Source organism: Kribbella sp. CA-253562 (assembly GCF_050942265.1).
Taxonomy (GTDB): Bacteria; Actinomycetota; Actinomycetes; order Propionibacteriales; family Kribbellaceae; genus Kribbella.
This window is the reverse complement of record NZ_CP192049.1, coordinates 2,316,175-2,330,236: the sequence shown is the minus strand read 5'-3', so window position 1 is coordinate 2,330,236 and position 14,062 is coordinate 2,316,175. Positions and strand designations below refer to the sequence as shown.

At 63.7% G+C, this 14,062-nt stretch carries 15 protein-coding genes and 1 pseudogene; 9 read left to right on the top strand and 7 right to left on the bottom strand.

Going from position 1 to position 14,062, the window contains the following annotated elements; translation table 11 throughout:
* Positions 1–335: 335 nt before the first annotated feature.
* The 5 genes from ACQPXM_RS11410 to ACQPXM_RS11390 all read right to left on the bottom strand — a co-directional run bounded on the left by ACQPXM_RS11410 (position 336) and on the right by ACQPXM_RS11390 (position 4,129).
* Positions 336–1,127 (bottom strand): GNAT family N-acetyltransferase, encoded by a 792-nt coding sequence (locus tag ACQPXM_RS11410; protein WP_432947617.1) that lies wholly within the window; start codon positions 1,125–1,127, stop codon positions 336–338.
* 352 nt (positions 1,128–1,479) lie between these two features.
* Positions 1,480–1,707, bottom strand: a complete 228-nt coding sequence (locus ACQPXM_RS11405; protein ID WP_432947616.1) for a hypothetical protein — start codon at positions 1,705–1,707, stop codon at positions 1,480–1,482.
* 109 nt (positions 1,708–1,816) lie between these two features.
* On the bottom strand, positions 1,817–2,179 hold the full coding sequence (locus tag ACQPXM_RS11400) for a hypothetical protein (RefSeq protein WP_432947615.1): 363 nt from the start codon (positions 2,177–2,179) through the stop codon (positions 1,817–1,819).
* A 726-nt stretch (positions 2,180–2,905) separates the two neighbouring features.
* Positions 2,906–3,451 carry a GNAT family N-acetyltransferase gene (locus tag ACQPXM_RS11395; protein WP_432947613.1) on the bottom strand — a complete coding sequence of 182 codons (546 nt, stop codon included), beginning with the start codon at positions 3,449–3,451 and terminating at the stop codon, positions 2,906–2,908.
* A 501-nt stretch (positions 3,452–3,952) separates the two neighbouring features.
* Entirely contained in the window at positions 3,953–4,129 is a 177-nt protein-coding gene (locus tag ACQPXM_RS11390) for a hypothetical protein (RefSeq protein ID WP_432947611.1), read from the bottom strand.
* Positions 4,130–5,057: 928 nt separating this feature from the next.
* Between ACQPXM_RS11390 and ACQPXM_RS11385 the strand changes: the two genes are divergently transcribed.
* The 6 genes and pseudogenes from ACQPXM_RS11385 (at position 5,058) to ACQPXM_RS11360 (ending at position 9,401) form a co-directional block, all read left to right on the top strand.
* Entirely contained in the window at positions 5,058–5,666 is a 609-nt protein-coding gene (locus ACQPXM_RS11385; protein ID WP_432947609.1) for an RICIN domain-containing protein, read from the top strand.
* A gap of 206 nt (positions 5,667–5,872) precedes the next feature.
* Positions 5,873–6,316: pseudogene (locus ACQPXM_RS11380) on the top strand (3,4-dihydroxy-2-butanone-4-phosphate synthase); the annotation flags it as partial.
* Positions 6,302–6,841, top strand: coding sequence for a hypothetical protein (locus tag ACQPXM_RS11375; RefSeq protein ID WP_432950998.1), 540 nt, complete (start codon positions 6,302–6,304; stop codon positions 6,839–6,841). The pseudogene ACQPXM_RS11380 and the gene ACQPXM_RS11375, both read left to right, overlap by 15 nt.
* Before the next feature lie 68 nt (positions 6,842–6,909).
* Positions 6,910–7,314: a riboflavin kinase gene (locus ACQPXM_RS11370; RefSeq protein ID WP_432950996.1), complete on the top strand. Its 405-nt coding sequence runs from the start codon at positions 6,910–6,912 to the stop codon at positions 7,312–7,314.
* 1,359 nt (positions 7,315–8,673) lie between these two features.
* A complete protein-coding gene (locus ACQPXM_RS11365) occupies positions 8,674–9,105 on the top strand; it encodes a hypothetical protein (protein ID WP_432947607.1) in 432 nt (143 codons plus the stop codon).
* Entirely contained in the window at positions 9,102–9,401 is a 300-nt protein-coding gene (locus ACQPXM_RS11360; protein ID WP_432947605.1) for a hypothetical protein, read from the top strand. The genes ACQPXM_RS11365 and ACQPXM_RS11360 overlap by 4 nt, the downstream gene beginning before the upstream one ends.
* 174 nt (positions 9,402–9,575) lie before the next feature.
* On the opposite strand, the gene ACQPXM_RS11355 is transcribed toward ACQPXM_RS11360, so the two are convergent.
* On the bottom strand, positions 9,576–10,346 hold the full coding sequence (locus ACQPXM_RS11355; protein ID WP_432947603.1) for an alpha/beta fold hydrolase: 771 nt from the start codon (positions 10,344–10,346) through the stop codon (positions 9,576–9,578).
* A gap of 80 nt (positions 10,347–10,426) precedes the next feature.
* Between ACQPXM_RS11355 and ACQPXM_RS11350 the strand changes: the two genes are divergently transcribed.
* Positions 10,427–11,107 carry a TetR/AcrR family transcriptional regulator gene (locus tag ACQPXM_RS11350; protein ID WP_432947601.1) on the top strand — a complete coding sequence of 227 codons (681 nt, stop codon included), beginning with the start codon at positions 10,427–10,429 and terminating at the stop codon, positions 11,105–11,107.
* Between the two features lie 31 nt (positions 11,108–11,138).
* On the opposite strand, the gene ACQPXM_RS11345 is transcribed toward ACQPXM_RS11350, so the two are convergent.
* Entirely contained in the window at positions 11,139–11,678 is a 540-nt protein-coding gene (locus ACQPXM_RS11345; protein WP_432947599.1) for a nitroreductase family protein, read from the bottom strand.
* A 928-nt stretch (positions 11,679–12,606) separates the two neighbouring features.
* Between ACQPXM_RS11345 and ACQPXM_RS11340 the strand changes: the two genes are divergently transcribed.
* Together ACQPXM_RS11340 and ACQPXM_RS11335 are read left to right on the top strand one after the other, a co-directional pair.
* Positions 12,607–13,155 (top strand): RICIN domain-containing protein, encoded by a 549-nt coding sequence (locus ACQPXM_RS11340; RefSeq protein WP_432947597.1) that lies wholly within the window; start codon positions 12,607–12,609, stop codon positions 13,153–13,155.
* A 636-nt stretch (positions 13,156–13,791) separates the two neighbouring features.
* Positions 13,792–14,028 carry a hypothetical protein gene (locus ACQPXM_RS11335; RefSeq protein WP_432947595.1) on the top strand — a complete coding sequence of 79 codons (237 nt, stop codon included), beginning with the start codon at positions 13,792–13,794 and terminating at the stop codon, positions 14,026–14,028.
* The last annotated feature ends 34 nt before the right edge of the window (positions 14,029–14,062 follow it).

The following is a 14,062-nucleotide window of genomic DNA, read 5'->3' as shown; positions in this document are numbered from 1 at the left end:
TTAGCCGACCCGCCTCATCCAGCAATACGGGCGGGCCTCACCACCGGTTCGCACCTCGAGCAAACTGCCGGCCCGGGACCGCAGATACTCCAGGACACGACTGACACCCATCTTCACGGTGAAGCGGCCGAGGTTGATCGTCATGATCCGGACATCCGGATCCGACGCGACCTCGACGTAGCAACTCGGTATCGATCCGGGACATCTCAGTTTGTCAGTGAGCTCCCGGCTCCATCGAGATTCGTCGGGCACACAAGCATCCCCAAACAGAGTTAGCACGACGGCCAAAGCCCATCCGCGATCGGTCCGCGGGTGACCTGGGAGTGGCACGTGGGTCAGTCTGCTGAGAGCGGAAGGGGCGCGCGGACGCTGATGCTGACTTTGCCGTAGGTGAATCCGAGGTGCTCGTTGAGGCGACGCATGTTGTCGTTGCCGCGTTGCGTCCAGGTGTAGATCTCGGTGATGCCGTGCTCGGCAGCCCAGGCCATGCTTATCCGTTTCAACGTCGCGGCAACCGACTTGCCTCGCCACTCCCGCCGAACCGCGGTGTAGGCGACCTCTGCACGTTCGGGCTTGTCGGTGTCGAGCATCAGCCCGGCGACTCCAATGACTTCATCGTCGGCGACGGCCATGAACATCGCCGCGGGATCGTTGATCCACTCGTTGGCCCAGTCGTGTGCCGTGACGTTCAGCAGGCTCGGCACGTCCATGTCCGGAAAGGTCGGCAATGCCACCTGCTCATAGGCACGCGCCCAGAGTTCGGGGCGCTGCGCCACGGTGACGACGTCGTACGCCGTCGGCGCGGCCGGCCACGGCTCGGCCTCGATCCGGCGAACCTGCTGGACCTGGCGATCTGTTTCGACGAACCCGAACCGCTGTGCGAACGCCAGTGACCCGTCGTCTTCCACCCCGGACCCTGCCCGCTCGTAGCCCTGGTCGGCTGCGTGACGCGCCAACGCGAACAGTAGCTCCGTTCCGACACCCCGACGTCGGTACTCTGGCCGGACCCGTGGCGCAAGAAACGCCCGCCCGGCCTCGTCTGAGCGGTCCGACAGGCCGCTGCCGGCGATTTTGCCGTCCCTCTCGGCGAGCAGCAGCAAACGACCCGGCCGATCCTGCTCTCGCAACTCCGCAACGCTAGGGCACCGCTCGTGCGGCAGCGCCGCAATCCGCACCTGACGCCAGGCCTCATAGTCTGCGTCCGTTACCGCTGTACGAATTGGCACCCTGGTCACCCCTCAGCATTGTCGGATCAGGCCATCCAGAGCGAGCTGGCTGACGGCTGGTGCGGCCTTCAGAGCGCGTTCCGCGCCCTGATCATTACGTCACATGTGGTGCAATCGGATCGTTGCAGGTCCCAGTGACAAGGGTGCTCTCGAAATCTCGGCCGCCCGGCCGCCGCCGACCTCACTATCGTGGGTTGTCATAGTGTCAGGTCGGAGTGTGCGCGGTCGGGTGCCGATCCGGCAGGCCTCGTCGTCAAATGTTCCACTGGCCAATCAGCTCATTCAGCTGTGTGCGGGAGTCGATCTCCAGGGCCGGGACGAAGTGGTTGCGGCGGAGTACCCCGATCTGCCTCTCGACCCCCGCCCTTATCGTGGGCGCACTCAATGCCGGGACCCGCTCCCGGGCAATCCCCAGCACCTTCGCGACCACGGCCGTCAGGTTTTCGTAGCGGATCTTGCAGTACGGCACCCCGCCCAGCACGCTGAAGCGTGCTCGTGGCCTTCGAAGAACACCTCCTGCCCGCCGGATGCGCACACCCGGTGCACTGTCTTGCTCCGAGTACGACAACCGCAGGCAGACAGCATGCACTTCACTGGCTCCCGCGCAGGTCAACCACGACCTCGCCAAAATCGACCTCGGCCTCTGTGCCAGGCAGATGCGGCTGCGGGACGAACACCTGCGCTGAGCCGCGGCCGGTCTCGATCCTGAGCTCGGGTCGCTTGGCGACATACCCACGCACGACCTCGTACGAAACGTTCGTCACGCCGTGTTCGTCGAGCAGCCATTGAAAGATCCGGGTCGCGGTATGTCCCTGCTTCCTCGGCGCGTCCCGGTGGACCAGCAGCATCTGATCGATCACCGCCTGAAAAGATCCAGCTTCGACACCCGCGGTGCATACGGTCCGCACCGGCCGCGGCCACGCGGACACCAGCGCCCTGTCTTCCGTCCGCAACTGGCGCCAGACTTGCGCTGCATCGCCCGGTCAGCCGGCCCCGCATGGGGTCTCGCCGCGCCGCCGCATACAACTCAGGTGACGAGAACATTCACCGAGATTCTGACGCCCTCAAGCACCGTCGGGACCAGCCATGATCACCGCGAACGACAGGGCAGCCACTGGCGTTCGAGCGGTGAAGGCAAGAGCGGCAATCCCCTGAAACCGAAGAGACTTGTCTGTTGTTTCGGTTGTTGGCCGGCCACCCGCTGGCTGCATGACGGTGCTCATCCGGAGTCGGGGGCAAGGCTGGCCGGAGGCCACCCGAGGGCGTGGCCTTGACGTCGGCGAGGGCGCATCTTGAATGCGGAGTGGCGCCGGTCGTGGTTCTACTCCTCGATCCAGGCCGCGACCCTTTGGCGGGGGCCTGGATCTTGGGAGTGAGTGCTTGAGCATGCGCAGTTCGAACTCCACGGTGGATGCCAGGCTTACGATGACCGCTTTGCCGGCGGTGTATTCGCCGCCCTGGTCAATGTGCGAGACGACGCCGGTGACGACGTCCTTGCCGCAGACCGCGACCGCCATCACCAGCGCAGTTAGGTGAGCTCGGCGTTGTGGTGCTCCTCCAGGCAGAACCCGGCAATGTGCCGCGAGCCCATGTCGAGCACGCTGGCTAGGTAGAGCGTGCTCCTTGTCGGTGGGGATCTAGTCAGGAGTCCGTGGTCACCGTACGAGTCAACCCTCTGCTCACTCCTCGCCTACCCAGACTGGGTCATTGACGGATGCGTGCTCCTCGCCCAGCGCTGGCCCCTTGGGGGTCGCCGGGTACTGGAGCCAGGTGTAGTTGATGGGCTGCGGTTGGTTCCACTCGGCTGCCAGGGTCTCGTCGACGGGTTGGAAGCCAACCCGGAGGTAGGTGCGGATCGCCGGCTCGTTGTCGGGACGCACCCGCAGGAACACATCCGAATAGCCGGCGTCGAGCGCAGGGACCAGCAGCGCCTGGACAAACGCAGTCCCGATCCCCTTGCCGCGGAACTCCGGCGCGACGATGATGCGCGCCAGTTCGACTTCGTCTTCCTCGTCGTCGAGCCACAGTTCGCCGTAGCCAACCGGTGTCAGTCCATCGAAGAACAAGTAGGCCTTGATGTCGTCGGCGATCTTCCGCCAGTTCGTCAACAGGTCGGCCGGGAACGGGAACTCCTCCCGCCCGGACAACAGCCCGACCTCCTGCGCCGAGCTCGCCCAACTAGCCACCAGGGTCGTGAACTCGCTGTTAAACGGCTGGAGAGCCATCAGAACTCCCTGTCTGCGACGATCATCACCAACACTACGCTCAGATCAACTACTTCAGTTCACGACAGACGCGACCGTCGTGACCAACTCATCGCTGCACCATCCATACGGCTGAAGCCGGCGCGATCAGCCAGCATGCTTGGGATAGGACGTCTCTCGCTCGACCACTGAGCCCTGACAAGGGGTTCATCCAGTTCAGGATCGGCGCTAATTTTCGGCGTCAGGCCGGTTATGCACCGGGGTCATGGCCGGGATCTGGTTTTGGCGGCCCCGCAGCTTCGGACAGCGGCGGACGCACCGATGAGTTGAGCCGAACCCGATGCGGAGGCCGGGGCACAGTTCCGCGTCCGGGCGAAATTCGTCGTCGGCGAGAATCGCTCGGTAGCCCGGAACATGGAGATAGCCCCATCCAGAGCTGCAGCTCTGGATGGAGTGTTGTCTCTGCCAGCGTCCCGCTTGGGGACCTGTGATACCTCAAGCGGGAACTCAGACGTCGACAGGTCAGAGGAGGATCTCGTTGTGGTTCAGAACGACACCCCGAGCCGGAACCCCGTTGTGACCGCTCGCGATCTCACCCTCGAACAGAACCTCGTTGTGGTTCATGCTCACGCCGCGAGCCGGACCCCCGCTGTGGCCCGCCGCGATCTCACCCTCGAGAAGGACCTCGTTGTGGTTCATGCTAACGCCGCGCTTAGATCCCTGGTTCATGAGTAATCCCTTCGCTGATTCGTAGAGGACGCCTCCCACGATGATGAGGCGCCTTGTCGCAGAGCGTCCGGGACGCCACCGCGATCAGCACTACGGACGGAAACTGAGCTCGGTTCTCGGTCGCACCTGGCGTCCGCACACGCTCTCCGCGATAGTGCAGCGATCGCGGCCGTCGCTACGTCGTCGTTGATCGCGGGATGAACTCTGCGCCAGGCCGCGCAGACTCCGATGTCGACAGGACATTGATACTCCGAGATGGACAAACCGGCTTGCCACGGAATCGCGTGACCGCACCAACCTTGTGAGGCCAGGGTTGGCGGTGATCTTACCGACCCGGCAGCCCTCGGAACGGATCGCCAGCGGTGAAGCCCCTCGGTGACACGCAACGTATCGCGCCAGACGCGATGCAGCGCTGTAGCAACAGGCACACAGGCAGGTAATGATTCGGTTCGTAGCCATCGATGGCAGACGCCTTCAAGTCTTCGGCGTACAAGTGGAACAGGATTGCGCCGGCCACCAAGGTCGATGCCTGCTCGAGCGTAGACAACGAGTATTCCGTTCGGAAACGTCGCCCGCTGTCTGGCTCAAGGAGGGAGAGCAACGACATCGAGAGCTGCAGTCCCTGACAGTCGACCTGATGCGGTGGTGCTGCAACGACGTTGCCTGAGCTTCTGAGGTCGGCGCTCCACCAGGCTGGGTCTGGCCTACCGGAACAGCAGTTCCGCCGCCGCTCACCGATATCGCAGCTAACCTGACCGAGCGATCCCACGCCTGCGTGATGGCGCCCGCATTCAGGGTGACCTATAGGAGTCGGTGGCCCACTGGAGAACCGTCTGTATCTGTTTCCCCGTATCGATGGACAGCAACGCAACGTCATACCAGGACAAGGACAAGACTCATGAACCGTTCCGTATCGCGCCGCGGGATTCGCGCCGCGCTCACCACCGTTGGCGCTGCCGCCCTGCTGGTCGGCTCCTTTGCGCAGACGGCCTCGGCGACAACCTTCTTCCGGACTGTGGACAGCAAGCAGGCGGGTCGCCAGCTGACCATCACGTCCAGCCAGGACAACTCGCCCGTCAAGTTTGGACCTCGGTTCAACGGGACGTCTGCTTGCGCATCCTGCGGTTTCACGGACGTTCCCCCGGAGATGGCCTTTGCGCAGGTCAAGATCGCTCCGAACATCGCCGGCGTCTCACTCGTCAACAAGAAGACCGGCAAGTGCCTCGACGTGGAGCCCAGCGCGCAGAAGTCGGGCGCCCAAGTGAACGGCGCGAACGTGGTGTTGGCCGAGTGCGACGCCACACAGAGCCAGCAGTGGAAGGTCACCGTCTCCTTCGGAAGCCAGACCATGTTCGTCAACAAGCTGCCCACCGCTGAGCAGATGGCCCTGACCGACTCACTTGGGAAAGCTATCCTCGAGCCGATCACCGTCAACAACAATCTCCCGCCCGCCGAGCGGCTCAAGCACGTGCAGATCTTCAGCAGCAGGCTGGTCAGCGTCGAGTAACCGACGTACCGAACCCGTCACGGGCCGCGGCGCGAGCCGCGGCCCGTTGCGCTGTCCTGTCCGTCCCAGGCCAGCGCACACGCTCTGGATCAGCTTCGGCTCTGAGATGGCTTTCGAGCTCATCCAGCTATTCGCCATCGAACCGCTCGGGCAGGTAGTTCCGTATAGCTGTCTGTCGGTACACGGCCGGAACAGCGGAGGCTGTCATGGCTCATCCCACTACGAGCTCACCATTCGGCCTGGTCGAACAGGCGGTGCGAGATATCGCCGCCGGGAGACCAGTGATCGTCGTGGGCGATATCGGCCCCGAGGATGAAGGGGACCTCGTCATAGCCGCCGGGTCGGCCACGCCCGATCTGCTCGGGTTCATGATCAGGTACACCAGCGGCATGATCTCCGCGCCACCTCCTGGCCCCGGAGCTAGACCGTCTCGCACTTCCCGCCGGATCGGCGCGGCGCGATCATGCGCCGAACGCACCGCGTTCACCGTCTCGGTCGACGTTTCCTGTCCGCGCGCATACCGTTGGGGTGCTGGTGAGATCAGGCCGTGCCGAGGCCGCCGTGGACCTCACTCGGCTGGCGCGGATCCGACCGGCGCTGCGATGGGTGAGATCATCAATGACGACGGCGGCGCTATGGCGCGACTGCCAGACCTATTGCGGTTCGCCCATCATCACAAGCTGTCGTTGATCAGTATCGAGGATCTGAAAGCCGTTGGCCGGCGAGCCGAGACACACGCTCAGCGCACCGCCGAGACTCAGCTACCTACGAGCTTCGGCGCCTTCACCGCGATCGGCGATATTTCGCCGGCCGGGGACCGCGAGCACTTCGTCAAACTCGCAGGCGACATCGGTGATGGCGAGGACCTGGTCGTGCGCATCCATTCTGAATGCCTAGTGGCGATGCCCTGTCCTCGCTCCGCCGCGGTTGGGGCGAGCAACTTCGGTCGTCTCACCAACAGTCCGAACCTGCAGCAGGAACTCGAGCATCATGGAGTCAACGTCCTCGGCCGGGTGCCGATGTTGAGACGGCCAACCGCGACGAGCCTCCGAAACCTTCTGAGCGACCGGCGCCGCATCGGGCATGCGTTCGACCATATGCCGAGCGCCACTGGAGCGTTCAATCCGGTGCCCGAGATCGGTTGTGCCCCCTCGATCGTGCTGGGTGAGAACTAGTGATCAGAGGAGGCGCCCTCGGCGTGCGCCGAACTGCATCACCGCCACCGGAGTGGCGTGTCAGAGGAATGGTGGTTCATGGCGAAGCGTTCAGCCACATATTGGGCTTTGCCACTGCAAATGTCAGGCTCGATCCCGACTCTTTGCTGCCGGCCGACGGCCTTTATGCTGGCTGGTTGACGACGGCTCATCAGATTCTGCCGTCGACTATCTCGATAGCCACGACAAGCACGTCCGGACGTTCCGATCGGCGCATGGAACTCCACATTCCGAGGCGCACGGAGCTCGACCTGTACGGCAGCGCCGTTTCCATCGCTATCGTAGCGACGTTGAGGGACATGGCCCCGCTGGACGAGTACTGCCTCGAGGACTTGCCCCGTCAGACAGCTGCTGGGGCGCACACCATGTTCTGCATGTCATATCGAGCTACGCTCGCTCACTTGGAAGAACCGCCGATACCGCTCAAGAGCTGACCGTCGACGGAGTCTGCATTCCGTTCGCCCGGCTCAGTCAACTCGCCGAGACGATCGTCGTTGCGACGGCGCCCATGAACCAGGTTTTTCAGGATGGTGGGTCGACAACGCCGGCGGCAACTCGCGATACCGACAGGAGTCGACTTTGACCGCTCAGCCCTCCGCCAATGCCGGCGGTGGGAGGCCCATGGCTACGCGTGCTCTGCAGGTCCCGTAACGTTGCTAGGAGCAACGGGAGCAGTAGGCGCCGGCATGACGCGCTTTGGCATCCGGCGCCTAACGCAGCCACATGCAGCCGTATGGACTCCCCCGGCCTCGTCCTCCTATCCAAGCCGCGTCCACAGGGACCTTGGGCTCTCGGTGCGTCAGCTGGCCGATGTCACCGTCGCTACTTCTCAAGGCGACCACGACCGTGTCTGTTCTCATGCAGCAACAGACAGGCTCCGCATCTGAGTGAGGCAGCGCGCCGCGGCGACCTGTGACAGCGCCCGCCCCGATGCTTGCGTCCTTCAGTCGACGTGATCGGTTCTGACGTCGTGACCGGCGGATCGTGGCCGTTCGATCGCTCACCCCTCGGCGAGACAGGATCGAACCTCTCTCCCAAGTGCTTGCAAGGTCGCACACATCGTTCGCGGATCATGAGATGGTCCAATCCATCGACACGGAGCGTATAGGTTCAAGAGACTGGATCTTTGGTCGGCGGCGAGCCGCGATTGGGCGGGTGCTACTGGACGCCGGCCCCGGGATCCAGGTTCTCCGAGTCATGCAGCCGTCCGTACACCTCGCCGTCGTCCAGCGGCCGATGCGTGACTCACCGCGGCCGCTGTCCTCCTCCCCAATGTGGGCAGCGGCCGCGGCCTCGTCCGCAGTGCTGGAATTCTGCGCGACCGCTCGCGTACGCCCCCACGGTTGGTTGCTGCCCCCGGGCGCACGCCGCAGGCGTGGGTCGTTGCAATGGGGAATAGATGTGATACGGACCGCCGACGTTCTGGGCCCCACCCTGCTCTCCGCCTCAGCACAGCTTCCGTGGGCTGCCCCGGGCCACATCCGGCTGGGCTGCTCACCTCGTTGCCGACGTGACGTGCCGACCCGCCCTCACGATTCTTGTCCGGACCGTTGTCTACTTTCACCGACCCTGGGCTAGTCGTTCACCGAGGCACTCGTACGGCCCGTCCCGAAGGAAGAACCTCTTTCTCATCAGCTCGCCGAAGCCATCGCGAATTCGCACCGGCTGGCCTGTCTGCACTAGCGACATGCCGCGATACGTCGCTACCGCGGCATCGACCGCGCTAGACGCCAACCTCTCTGCCACCTGCGTGGGCCGGTCAACTGTTGTCAGAGCGCAGTCAGGTCCCAGCCGTGTACAGATCCTGTGAAAAGCCGCAGCAGTTGCTCGACGAGTCGCGTCGACTCGACATCCTCCTCCCACAGCGCGATGACCTCACGGCCCACCTCAACGGCTTCTGGGATGCGGTGAGCGATACGCAACTCGCATGCGTAGCGACCGAGGATTTCCGCCCTGACCGGCGGTTCGAGCCGACCGACGTGCGGCCTCACCGCGTCAAGACATGCAAGGGCCTGACGATGATCGCCAGCGTCGGCGGCACGTCGAGCCGCGGTCGGTGCAAGGTTCACGATGGTATCGACATCGTCTGCCTCGACCGCATGGTGCACAAGGACTTCAGCATCCGCGTGCCCATCAGCAACAAGGGCCGCTATGACCGCCCGGTTCAGGTTGACCTGGTGATCCAGGGCAAGCTTTCCTCGACAGCCCGCCTGACGATTTCATGACGGAACCGAATCGTGCCGTCGCGCACTTCGACGACACCGCGGCGCTCCGCTTCCGCGAGCAAGTAGATGTGTTCACCAAGCAGACCGTCTGCCATCGTGAATGGGACTGGGGATGGCACGACAGAGAGCTGTTCCACAAACCGGCGGCAATCTGCACCAAGCCCCTGGACCGTGGCAAGTACAGCGTGAACGACCGCGGGAGGGAGAGGACCCTCTGGCGGAACAGCCAGCGCCTCAGTGAGATAGAACGGGTTCCCGCCGGTCAATGCGTGCAGGTCGTCCGCATCCCACTCTGACCCAGCTGCCAGCACCTTGGTCGCGGTTCCTGACAGTGGAGCCGTCACTCAGCAGGCGGCGCCGCGTGTCAGACGGGCGCCCGACATCGCAGGCACCGCGCTATCTCTGGCCGGGAGTCGATGCTCGTCTGACCGCGGCTGCCAAGCTATCGAGACGCTGCGACGAGGCGCCCCTCAGACCCGGCCATCCAAGATGGCTGCGGCCACAGCTTCTGGTTGCTCGAGGATCGAGAGGTGTCCCGCGTCAGCAACGTCGACGCCACGTGCGCCAGGAACGAGGGCCGCGACCTCACCAGCGCTCAGATCAAGCGCTGGGTCCTCCACACCGTGGATGAAGAGGACGGGCGCGGCCACCTCGCCGTTCCGGAAGCGGTCGAACGAGGTGACCGGCGCCGTCGCAGCTTCGTAGGCGCTCGCCATGCTCGCCGGTACGAACGCGGCATCGCGCAGGCGGGACTCTACGCGCAGGCCGTTCCGGTTCTTGTACATGATTGTGTCCGGTAGTCGTCGCTCGAGCTCCGGGAGTCCTTGCATCGCCAGGCCCACGACTTCCTCGGCCCAGGCCACGAACACCGGGGACGCCGGCAGACCGGCGATCAGCCCATCGACGACACTCACTGATGCCACCCGGGACGGGTAGCTGAGCACGACCTCCGCAGCAACGGTGCCACCGAGGGAATGTCCGACCAGGTGCGCTTGGGAGACGTCAAGGTCATCCATCGTTCGGATCACGTCGGCCGCAAGTTCCGGCAGCACGTACGGCGACGAATCTCCGTCGACCCGGCCGTGCGCACGCATGTCCGGACGAACCACCCGGACGCCAGCCGATCGGAGGACCTCGGCCACTGGTTGCCACGACCCGGAGTCGAGTCCCAGCCCGTGCAGCAGAACGAACGCGTGCTCTCCGCTGCCTTCATCGATCACTGCGGAGTCGACGGATCCCATCTCATCTACCTTTTCGCTGGAGTGTCACTGGATTGACCAGAATCATACACGAATGAAACCAGTTAGGGTAGTCTCGACTCGTGACTTCAGGTACCGGCCGTCGCTACACGTCCACCAGACGGGCACTGCAGGCGGCCCAGACGAGGGCCGAGATCATCGCTGCGGCCACCAGACTCTTCGAGTCCAAGGGCTGGAAGGGCACGACCATCGCTGGTGTCGCCGCAGAAGCAGGCGTCGCTGTGGACACCATCTATGCGGGGTTCAAGTCCAAGAGCCAGCTACTCGCAGCCGCCAAGGATGCCGTCCGCGATGGCGCGCGGGGGGAGACGCCCCTCTTCGAGAGGCCAGGATTCCGCGACTTGGGGCAGGGAGACCGCTCCACCCGACTCCGACTCGCCGCGGACCTCATAGCGGCCGTCAACGATCGAACCAGGGCCATCGACGCTGTCTGGCGAGAGGCGGCCGCCAGCGATGCGCAGATTGCCCTCCTGCTGTCCGAAAGGGAAGCCGGACGACGCGGCGCCCTGCAACACGGGTTCAGCTTGATGCTTGGCACTGCACCGCCAGACTGCGTCGTCGACGGGCTGTGGGCAATCACAAGCCCTGAGGTCTACTCCAAGCTGGTCGATGGTCGAGGGTGGTCGCGGGAGGTCTACCGTGACTGGCTCGCGGAATCACTCGACCGACTGCTCCCCGAGGGTCAACCGCAGTCGGCCAACGGTCAGGGCGAGAACTCGGAGAATTCCACAGGATCACGTTGAGTTGGGTGAGGGCAGGCCATCCACAGACTGCCTACACGCCACTCCAAGGCGCCGAGCGTAGCTCGTCGCGAGTACGTCGTTCGCGCAGGACGGGACCTTCGTCGATGCTCCGGCCGATCGCAATCATCGATACGATGCGCCAAGCCGGGTCCGGCCGCAGTTCCGCCGTGAGCCCGTCGAGATCGAAGGCTCGGAATTGCCGGCAGGCGAGGCCCATCGCGTGCGCCTGAAGGGTCAGGTGGGCAACCGACTGGCCGAGGTCGTAGTCGGCGAAATCGGAGTACGCCCAAGTCGTGCCGTCGACATACCGATGCGCCAGCGTCACGATCAAAAGGCTTGCGCTCGGCGCCCAGCGTGCAGAGCTCGCCGCCAGGAACTTGACGACCCGTCTGTGGTCCGGTTCATCACGGCGTACTGGGAAAAACGCCCACGGTTGGGAGTTTCCCGCCGACGGCGCCCACCGTGCGGCCTCGAGTAGCACGTCCACGTCGTTCTCCGAGACGGAGTGCGCCTCGTCGAACGCCGACGGGCTGAACCTCGCGGCGAGCAGCTCATGAAGCTGCTGAGACATCAGCAATCACTCCAACCTCGGCCATGGAGAGGGTGGGCCGTGCCCGCGACATTGGTCACTTGCCCGCGTAGCCGGGTACCGCAGATGGACGCTCGGCCGTCCCTCGACCCCTGTCAACACAGGCAATCCCACCGATCTCGAACGCGGCATGTTCACATCAACGCCAGTCGATCGTCTTCATCTTCTGTCCGTCCCATCGTGCTGGGCCCCATTCAGTACGCGGGACAAGCTGAGTCGGTTCACGGCCCTCACGGTACCGGCGCTTCCACCGCTCTAGGCTCGACTTCCGGGCAGCCTGCGGCTGCCACTTCATGATCCGCGCACCGACAGTCCTCGCGCGCATTGTCGACGATCCGCGGTTCGAGATGGCTGTTGCTACACAGTGCACCCTTCCGTAGCCCATCCGACGTATCTCTCGCGGTGTCGAGGACCGGTTCGAGCAGCACAAGCTCACAATGACAACGCCAGCGCTCTGACTGACCTGGATCCACACGCCAGGAGGTTCCTATCCCTCGCCAGCGCCCGGCGCTAGGCCCCACGTTGGAGCAGTCGCAGCGCGGCGAAGAGCGGCGGCAGAGAGCTCACAATGTGCCAGCCATCAACGACGGCGTCGCCCGCCGATCGGCGGGCACGGACGGCGATGGTCTGTCAGGCCTCAGTCGACAGAGTTCCCGGCCGGTCGTTGGATGCTCCCGGTCCCCCTTGGCGACCTCAGCCAGCCGGGAGGACGACGCGACAAGATTTCGCAACCAACCGAAGAACCGGCTGGCATCATCAGCCGTACTGATGGTCAGAGCCCGTGGATAGCAGTCAATTTCGATCCGCCGCCTGGCCTGGTCGCAAGTCTCTGCGGGTCCCCGTCGGCGCAGATGGGAAACAGCGGCGAATTGACCGAACTACCAAATTCTAGCATACATAAGGATCACAAATGAAGTCTCGACGTAAAATCCTCGGCGGAGCGATCGCAGCGGCACTGGCTTTCACTGCGGGGGTAACCACCATGGCGCCGACAGCCTCAGCCGTGAGTGTTCAAACTGTGGGTTTGGTGCCGGCGATCTCGGGAACACCGGGAGTATCGGTTGCCACCATGGCAGGGCTGCAGTTCGCCGTGCGAGCGGCACATGCCGGCACCTTCAGCACTGTCGAGCAGTGGGACATCATCAAGCCGAGTGGTGTCGACTATGTCTTTCTGGAGAGCCGCTACATGCTCACCGGGCAGGTGCACCGACTGGATGCATCAGCTTCGCCGAACAACACCACCGTCCCCAAATTTGGGGACCCGGTTGGCACCAGGCCTGTTGATTACCACAGAGACTCGCAGCGATGGAAGATGGAGAAGAGCATCGACGGCACGGTCTCGTTCAAGAACGTCCTCTCCGGTTACACACTAGAGTACGCAGGCCCCGGATCGAATCCCGCTTTCGTACAGAAGAAGGCTGCGTTTAGCTCGCATAAATTCGTCCTCAAGAATCTCTGAAACATCTTTCCGGAATGTTGCGATGCAATTCGGATCAATTTGAGACATCAGCCCAAGCGACACAGGATCACCGCGGGTCGTTGGCATACAACACACCCGGATCTGGGACTGTGTTAAAGCAAGCAGAACAAGCCCCTGATGGACCGATCCTTGTTCGAGGAACCCGGCTCCATCAGGGGCTTCCCAGTTTCCTTTGGCAGCCTTCACGGAATCGATCGCTGACTCCTCGACCTCCTTGGTGAAAGAGCTCCATGAAGGCGATGCAACCGAGTTCGCGGAGTTCATGGCGTGCGGCTGATTATGGCCCTTCCACTGCAGCACGCCCAGGCGCCGCAGAGAACCACGTACTCTCCGACCTTGGAGAGCCGGGACCCTGGTATCAGCGCTGCCGTTGCCGGCGTGGTTCCCCATCCTCTTCGATCCGTTGCGTACGGTTCTCTCGCATACGGCTCCCGATGATCAAGTTGACATGGTTACGCGGCCTTCGGGTTGGAGATGGTGCCCATGAGCATCGACTTGATGGGATGACGGTCAGTACAGCCTCTGCGCTGGTCGGTATGTGTAGTTGCTCCGGAACCCGCGATCTGTCCGCCGATGACCTTCGCGGGGCGAGAGCACCGTTCTGTGTCCAGCAGTATGTCGCGCGAGGTGGCGGTTGATCATCTTGCAGCTCACGAACTTCGCCTCCAGCCGCAAGGTCACGTGCTGGCACTGGCCACCGACCGACCAGAGCCTCCGTCCACTGGTCGACGGGGCTCGAAGAGCGTGATTTTCTCCCAGCTACTGCTGTTCCTCGTGTTGGTCGAAGATCCGGCGGACGCCGCGCAGGACATGCGTTGGCGGGGCGACTACGGCCCGGAGATCGGCTGGTAGCGGCTCGTGACTTGTCAGTGATCCAGAGTGGGTT

Coding starts and splice junctions, on each gene's coding strand:
- ACQPXM_RS11355 (WP_432947603.1), bottom strand. CDS start 10,346: ATGGGATCCGTCGACTCCGCAGTGATCGATGAAGGCAGCGGAGAGCAC.
- ACQPXM_RS11375 (WP_432950998.1), top strand. CDS start 6,302: ATGGCGCGACTGCCAGACCTATTGCGGTTCGCCCATCATCACAAGCTG.
- ACQPXM_RS11345 (WP_432947599.1), bottom strand. CDS start 11,678: ATGTCTCAGCAGCTTCATGAGCTGCTCGCCGCGAGGTTCAGCCCGTCG.
- ACQPXM_RS11385 (WP_432947609.1), top strand. CDS start 5,058: ATGAACCGTTCCGTATCGCGCCGCGGGATTCGCGCCGCGCTCACCACC.
- ACQPXM_RS11340 (WP_432947597.1), top strand. CDS start 12,607: ATGAAGTCTCGACGTAAAATCCTCGGCGGAGCGATCGCAGCGGCACTG.
- ACQPXM_RS11335 (WP_432947595.1), top strand. CDS start 13,792: ATGTCGCGCGAGGTGGCGGTTGATCATCTTGCAGCTCACGAACTTCGC.
- ACQPXM_RS11360 (WP_432947605.1), top strand. CDS start 9,102: ATGACGGAACCGAATCGTGCCGTCGCGCACTTCGACGACACCGCGGCG.
- ACQPXM_RS11390 (WP_432947611.1), bottom strand. CDS start 4,129: ATGAACCACAACGAGGTCCTTCTCGAGGGTGAGATCGCGGCGGGCCAC.
- ACQPXM_RS11370 (WP_432950996.1), top strand. CDS start 6,910: ATGGTGGTTCATGGCGAAGCGTTCAGCCACATATTGGGCTTTGCCACT.
- ACQPXM_RS11395 (WP_432947613.1), bottom strand. CDS start 3,451: ATGGCTCTCCAGCCGTTTAACAGCGAGTTCACGACCCTGGTGGCTAGT.